The organism is Hydrocoleum sp. CS-953 (assembly GCF_002260545.1).
Classification (GTDB): Bacteria; Cyanobacteriota; Cyanobacteriia; order Cyanobacteriales; family Microcoleaceae; genus Trichodesmium.
Genome location: NZ_LGSU01001058.1, coordinates 1 through 6,407, shown reverse-complemented (window position 1 = coordinate 6,407; position 6,407 = coordinate 1). Strand labels below are relative to the sequence as shown.

At 37.8% G+C, this 6,407-nt stretch carries 1 protein-coding gene and 2 pseudogenes; all 3 read right to left on the bottom strand.

The genetic code is table 11. The features are described from left to right. Positions 1 to 3,305 precede the first annotated feature (3,305 nt). Positions 3,306 to 4,048, bottom strand: a pseudogene (ftsH3, locus tag AFK68_RS15625) (ATP-dependent zinc metalloprotease FtsH3); the annotation flags it as partial. Position 4,049: 1 nt separating this feature from the next. Then, a pseudogene (gene ftsH3, locus AFK68_RS45345) lies at positions 4,050 to 5,302 on the bottom strand (ATP-dependent zinc metalloprotease FtsH3); the annotation flags it as partial. A gap of 1 nt (position 5,303) precedes the next feature. Beyond that, positions 5,304 to 5,564: ATP-dependent metallopeptidase FtsH/Yme1/Tma family protein (locus AFK68_RS15615; protein WP_210407427.1), on the bottom strand; the 261-nt coding region annotated here is incomplete at its 3' end. Positions 5,565 to 6,407: the final 843 nt, after the last annotated feature.

The window sequence follows — 6,407 nt, the reverse complement described above, 5'->3', positions numbered from 1 at the left end:
AATGTTAATTTCAAATTTACATAATTTTTTGACTTATCCTATTAATAAAAAATCGTATCAAGGGGTGATATTTTGGTTTAGTCTTAGCATGACTTTTGCTACTGTTTATGGTTTTTTAGCACTAAAAAAAGCTTTTGCTAGTAGTCTGAGTATTCAAGATGATGCCAGACAACATATTTTTTGGATGCAGCGTTTTTTCAATCCAGATTTATTTCCTAATGATTTAATTGCTGACTATTTTCATTCAGTGGCTCCAGCCGGATATACTTGGCTTTATAAAAGTGCAGCAGCAATCGGAATTAATCCGTTTTTTTTGGCAAAAATTATTCCTTTTATTCTTGGTTTAATCTGCACCTATTATATTTTTAGAATCACTTTAGAAATATTGCCAGTTCCTATGGCAGGATTTATTGCAGCTTTGGTAATGAATCAGGCTATTTGGATGAAAGATGATGTGGCTTCCGCTACCCCTAGAGCATTTATTTATCCATTTTTTTTAGCTTTTTTATATTATTTAATTCGTGGTAATTTAGTCAAAATCGGGATAGCGATCGCTCTGGTCGGATTATTTTATCCGCAGTATGTTTTTGTTGCTTCTGGAATGCTGATTTTGAGACTAATTTACTGGAAAAATGACAGGTTTCAAGTATCATCAGAAAAACAAGATTTTCTACTTTGTGGAGTAGGTTTAAGTACAGCATTTTTTGTTTTATTACCCTATGCTTTAAGTTCTTCAGAATTCGGACCTGCTATTAGCAGAGAAGCAGCGATGAAATTAAGAGAATTTTATCCTAATGGCAGGAGTACATTTTTTCACGTTCATCCTAAAGATTTTTGGTTAACTGGCAAACGTAGTGGTATATTTCCTAAGTCNTTTCTACTTTGTGGAGTAGGTTTAAGTACAGCATTTTTTGTTTTATTACCCTATGCTTTAAGTTCTTCAGAATTCGGACCTGCTATTAGCAGAGAAGCAGCGATGAAATTAAGAGAATTTTATCCTAATGGCAGGAGTACATTTTTTCACGTTCATCCTAAAGATTTTTGGTTAACTGGCAAACGTAGTGGTATATTTCCTAAGTCTTTGTTTACTCCTGCGACTCAATGTGCGGGTTTAGTTTTACCGTTTTTATTATCTTTTAATTCTGCTTTTCCTTTAATCAAAAATATTACCAATCATATTTGGTTATTAGTACATCTATTACTCTCATCTTTGGGAATGTTTTTTATTGCTCATGCCTTACTTTTTCGACTACATCTTCCTAGTAGATATACAGGATTAAGTTTCCGCATAATTATTGCTTTGGCAACGGCGATCGCTCTTACTTTAATTATTGATGCTTTGTTTAATTTGGCAGAAAATAGACGCAAGTTTCCTATTAAATTTCAGACNGTTATTAGTACATCTATTACTCTCATCTTTGGGAATGTTTTTTATTGCTCATGCCTTACTTTTTCGACTACATCTTCCTAGTAGATATACAGGATTAAGTTTCCGCATAATTATTGCTTTGGCAACGGCGATCGCTCTTACTTTAATTATTGATGCTTTGTTTAATTTGGCAGAAAATAGACGCAAGTTTCCTATTAAATTTCAGACTATTATTTCTTTGGTTTTAACAGGTTTAATTCTGGCATCTCTGGTGTTATATCCAGTTTTTGTTAAAGGTTTTCCTCTGGTTAAATATAAGGTGGGAAAAGCTACAGATTTGTATGAGTTTTTTCGAGAAAAACCGGAAGATATTTTGATTGCTTCTTTGGAGGAAGAGGCAAATTTATTACCTACATTTGCTCAACGTTCTATTTTGTTGGGTAGGGAATATGCTATTCCTTATCAGGTTGGTTATTATAGTCAGTTTCGCCAACGTGTTATAGATTTAATTGTTGCTCAATATAGTTCAGATTTAATGGATGTGAAAAGTTTTATTCAAAGGTATGGGATAGATTTTTGGATGTTACATCGTGGTGGTTTTACGCCGGAATATGTTGAGGATAATAGTTGGTTAATGCAATATGAATCTGCAAAAGAGACGGTTACTTTTTTGCGGTTGGGATATATTTCTGCTTTGGCAACGACTATACCTATTTGTACTGTTTTTCAGAATGATAGTTTATTTGTTTTGGATGCTAATTGTATTTTGAGGAAGGAGTAGGGAGTAGGGAGTAGGGAGTAGGGAGTAGGGAGTAGGGAGTAGGGGTTTGCTCTCCAAACCCAAGAGTCTAGTAGTGAACTGTTTCATCTAAAATTATGCAATGGCAAATTTTTAAGATATAACTTTCTCTTGCCACAATGAAATTTCATTTTCTGAAGCTCCTGGGAGATGGAGGTGAATAGTGAGAATTTCTCTTCCCCATGCGTATAGAGCGATAGTAATTTCATTTTCTGAAGCTCCTGGGAGATGGAGGTGAATAGTGAGAATTTCTCTTCCCCATGCGTATAGAGCAATAGTAATTTCATTTTCTGAANCATTTTCTGAAGCTCCTGGGAGATGGAGGTGAATAGTGAGAATTTCTCTTCCCCATGCGTATAGAGCAATAGTAATTTCATTTTCTGAAGCTCCTGGGAGATGGAGGTGAATAGTGAGAATTTCTCTTCCCCATGCGTATAGAGCGATAGTAATTTCATTTCCTGAAGCATCTTCCAGATGGAAGTGGATAGTAAAATTTTTCGACTATTGCGTATAGAGCAATAGTAATTTCATTTCCTGAAGCATCTTCCAGATGGAGGTGAATAGTGAGAATTTTCCCACTATTGCGTATAGAAGCCATTTGGTATCTTTGGAAAAGTGTGGGTTTTTGGCTCTTGAGTCATTCCTCAGAGAAATAGAATAGAGGAAAAACACCCTTATTAATGTCCCCTTATGCACCATCTCGCCATCTTCCCCACTCTCCTACTCCCCCCTCTCCCCACACTGCCGATCTATAGATCCCAAATGGGTTCTATAGAGCAATAATAGTTTCATTTTCTGAAGCACCTGCGAGATAGAGGTGGATAGTGAGAATTTTCCGACTATTGCGTATAGAGCAATAATTAATTCATTTCCTGAAGCACCTAGAATATGGATGTGGATAGTTACCGAACCGTAAGGCACCAACCAAAATATGTAGGATAGAAATATTTGGCGGAGGTGGTGCGTTAATGAAATCTAACGCACCCTACTTTTTCAGTTATCAGTTATCAGTTATCAGTTATCAGTTGAAAATATAGAAGTCCAGTAGGGTAAGTTACATTTCATTTTTATGTCATGTAGTGAAACGCACCCTACAAAATAGCTGACAGCTGACAGATGACCGCTGACCCCTCATTACTAAATTAAAGCCGCCATCTTCACATCATTAGTTGCTAATAACTCCTGTAACTCATCAGAGTCTACAGTCTCCTTATCAACCAACATTTCTGCCAACTTATCCAAAACATGACGGTTGCCTACTAAAACTTCCTTCGCACGACGATAAGCTTGGTCTACCAAATTACGAACCTCATCATCAATAGCAGCAGCAGTTTCCTCAGAAAAATCTCGTTCCGACATAATATCTCTACCTAAGAACATATTACCATTCTGACGACCAAGAGCCACAGGACCGAGGCGATCGCTCATCCCAAAGCGAGTCACCATCTGGCGCGCTACACGGGCGACTTGCTGCAAGTCATTAGAAGCACCAGTTGTCACCTCTTCATCACCAAAAACAATTTCCTCAGCAAGACGACCACCTAAAGCAACTGCCATTTGATTTTGGAGATAAGCGCGGGAGTACAAACCAGAGTCCATGCGGTCTTCACTAGGAGTAAACCAAGTTAAACCACCAGCTCCACCACGAGGAATAATACTAATCTTCTGTACTGGGTCATAATCAGGCATCAACGCTCCAACCAAAGCATGACCAGCTTCGTGATATGCTACTAATTCCTTACGCTTTTCACTCATTACTCGGTCTTTCTTTTCTGGACCAGCTAATACCCGGTCAATAGCATCATTAACTTCGTCCATAGAGATTTCTGTTAAGTTGCGACGAGCTGCTAATATAGCACCTTCATTTAATAGATTAGATANGGGTCATAATCAGGCATCAACGCTCCAACCAAAGCATGACCAGCTTCGTGATATGCTACTAATTCCTTACGCTTTTCACTCATTACTCGGTCTTTCTTTTCTGGACCAGCTAATACCCGGTCAATAGCATCATTAACTTCGTCCATAGAGATTTCTGTTAAGTTGCGACGAGCTGCTAATATAGCACCTTCATTTAATAGATTAGATAAATCTGCTCCTGTAAACCCTGGTGTCCGACGGGCAATTTTTTCTAAGTCTACATCTTTGGAGAGACTCTTACCACGAGCATGAACGTTGAGAATTTCTAGACGACCTGCATAGTCGGGGCGGTCTACTACTACTTGACGGTCAAAACGACCGGGACGAAGTAGGGCAGCGTCTAAAACGTCGGGACGGTTAGTAGCAGCAATAATAATGATACCTGTGTTGCCTTCAAAACCATCCATCTCGGTGAGTAGTTGGTTGAGAGTTTGTTCTCTTTCGTCGTTACCACCACCTAAACCAGCTCCTCTTTGACGACCTACTGCATCAATTTCATCTATAAATACGATACAGGGAGCGTTAGACTTGGCTTGTTCAAATAGGTCTCTAACGCGGGAAGCTCCTACACCTACGAACATTTCTACAAATTCTGAACCGGAGATGGAGAAAAATGGTACTCCTGCTTCTCCAGCAACTGCTTTGGCTAATAGGGTTTTACCTGTTCCGGGAGGTCCTACTAATAGTACGCCTTTGGGAATTTTGGCTCCTATTGCTGTGAAGCGATCGGCATTTTTGAGGAAGTCTACTACTTCGGTTAGTTCTAGTTTTGCTTGTTCGATACCTGCTACATCACCAAATGTTACTTGGGTTTGAGGTTCCATTTGAACTCTAGCTTTGGATTTACCAAAGTTCATTGCTTGGCTGCCTGGTCCACTTTGAGCGCGACGTAGTAGGAAGAATAATCCTACTAATAATAGGATAGGGAAGAATAAACTGCTTAATGCTCTGACCCAGAAACCTTCTTCATTCTGGGGCATTACTTCTATATTTACGTTGTTTTGAGTGAGAATGTTAATTAGGTCAGGGTCATTGGGTAGGTTAACTAGGACTACGGTTCCATCAGCTACTTTTACTCTGGCTACTGTCCGGTCAGCGGTTATACTGACTTTATCTACGTTATTGCTTTCTACTTGCTGAATGAATTGACTGTATTTCCAGGTTTCGCGAGTTTGGGGTTGTTGATCGAAGAATGCTGTTGCTAGGGCTATGACNGAGAATGTTAATTAGGTCAGGGTCATTGGGTAGGTTAACTAGGACTACGGTTCCATCAGCTACTTTTACTCTGGCTACTGTCCGGTCAGCGGTTATACTGACTTTATCTACGTTATTGCTTTCTACTTGCTGAATGAATTGACTGTATTTCCAGGTTTCGCGAGTTTGGGGTTGTTGATCGAAGAATGCTGTTGCTAGGGCTATGACTACTATTGCTAATAGGGCATATAGGCCAGCGTTTCTCCACCTTTTATTATTCACAGGGGTTGATCCTCCTAGTTTTTTATGGTATGGGGACTATATTATTAATCCTGTTATATTAACTTATGTTAACTTATTCCTCATATAATACCACAGTCCTAACCATAGCGCTACGGGGAATTCATTAATTGATAATTGATAATGGATAATTGATAATTACCTCTGGTTAAAACCGTTACGGAATTGAAGATAAGGAAATATAGCAATCCGCGCATAGGTTGCGGGTAATTAAAAAGTAAATAAAAAAGTTGAAACTCCCACCTGTTACCTATTCCCAGTTAAGTGTGCCCTAAAAAGCAGTAAGATTTTTGCCACGAAGATATTAGAGGATTGCTATATTATTTCTTTTTTTCCCCTTAAAAGGGGAGGCTTTAAACCAGAATTATTAATAATTCGGTAAGAAGTAAGCACCTACACAGAATTGATTTCTTACTCTAATTCTCTGGAACTCTTGTAGTAAAAAGGTTTCAATTTGGAAAAATGTGTAATTAATTTTGTATATCTGCTTAATACGACTTTGAAAAAAGAATGCTACAAAAAGGTATATCTCGCTCAGATATGCTTAAAAATAGCTGCTCCAATTTATTTAAGATAGTTATTTTTATCGTTTTCCACTTTATTTTTTATGTTTACCCATTCTTGCTTCTTCTTTCTTAACTTTACAATAGGATTGCTATATCTGAAAAAAAGTTATCAAAAACTGGCTGGGGAGTTTTCTATAATTCTGAGAGAGAGGAAAATGATAGAGGAATATTTGTTTTGCAAAATCAAGGATTTAAACCCATAAAAATATATGGGTTATTAGCATCTCAAAGATATAAAATTTGTACTTCAATTTTTTTG